Source organism: Bartonella silvatica, from assembly GCF_040545155.1.
Taxonomy (GTDB): Bacteria; Pseudomonadota; Alphaproteobacteria; order Rhizobiales; family Rhizobiaceae; genus Bartonella; species Bartonella silvatica.
Genome location: NZ_JBEPLI010000085.1, coordinates 1 through 1,185, shown reverse-complemented (window position 1 = coordinate 1,185; position 1,185 = coordinate 1). Strand labels below are relative to the sequence as shown.

The window sequence follows — 1,185 nt, the reverse complement described above, 5'->3', positions numbered from 1 at the left end:
AACCACTATTTACTCAATGATCTTAGAAACGATACCTGCACCAACAGTACGACCACCTTCACGAATAGCGAAACGGAGTTTCTCTTCCATAGCAATCGGAACAATCAAAGATACATCCATCGCAACGTTATCACCAGGCATAACCATCTCTGTTCCCTCAGGAAGCGTAACAATTCCCGTCACATCCGTAGTACGGAAATAAAACTGTGGACGGTAGTTCGTAAAAAATGGCGTATGACGACCACCTTCATCCTTAGTCAAAATATAAGCTTCTGCCTTAAATCGCGTATGTGGCGTAACAGAACCAGGCTTCGCCAAAACCTGACCACGTTCAATCCCTTCACGATCAACACCACGAAGCAGCGCTCCTATATTATCGCCCGCCTGCCCCTGATCCAAAAGCTTACGGAACATTTCAACACCAGTAACCGTCGTCTTAGATGTAGGACGAATACCAATAATCTCAATTTCCTCACCAACCTTAATAACACCACGCTCAACACGCCCCGTAACAACAGTCCCACGACCCGAAATGGAGAAAACATCTTCAATCGGCATTAAAAATGGCTGATCAACTGGACGCTCTGGTGTAGGAATATAACGATCAACCTCTTGCATCAAAAGACGAACAGCATCTTCACCGATACTCTTATCTTTGTCTTCAAGGGCTGCCAAAGCAGAACCTTTTATAATCGGAATTTCATCTCCGGGGAAATCATATTTTGACAATAGCTCACGCACTTCAAGCTCAACAAGCTCCAAAAGCTCCGCATCATCAACCTGATCAACTTTATTCAGAAAAACAACTATTGCAGGAACACCAACCTGACGCGCCAACAAAATATGCTCACGTGTCTGAGGCATAGGACCATCCGCTGATGAAACAACCAAAATCGCCCCATCCATCTGCGCCGCTCCTGTGATCATGTTTTTCACATAATCTGCGTGTCCAGGACAATCAACATGGGCATAATGCCGATTCTCTGTCTCATACTCAACATGCGCTGTAGAAATGGTAATTCCACGTGCACGCTCTTCCGGTGCTGCATCAATTTGATCATATGCTTTAAATTCACCAAAAAATTTCGTAATCGCTGCTGTTAGTGATGTCTTCCCATGATCAACGTGACCAATCGTACCAATATTAACATGCGGCTTCGTACGTTCAAATTTGCTCTTTGCCAT

The 1,185-nt window shown here is 44.5% G+C and carries 1 protein-coding gene; it reads right to left on the bottom strand.

The annotated features are described in order from the left end of the window. Positions 1-9: 9 nt before the first annotated feature. The gene (gene tuf / locus ABID23_RS08075; RefSeq protein ID WP_354190991.1) at positions 10-1,185 is read right to left on the bottom strand and encodes an elongation factor Tu; all 1,176 of its coding nucleotides are present in this window, start codon (positions 1,183-1,185) and stop codon (positions 10-12) included.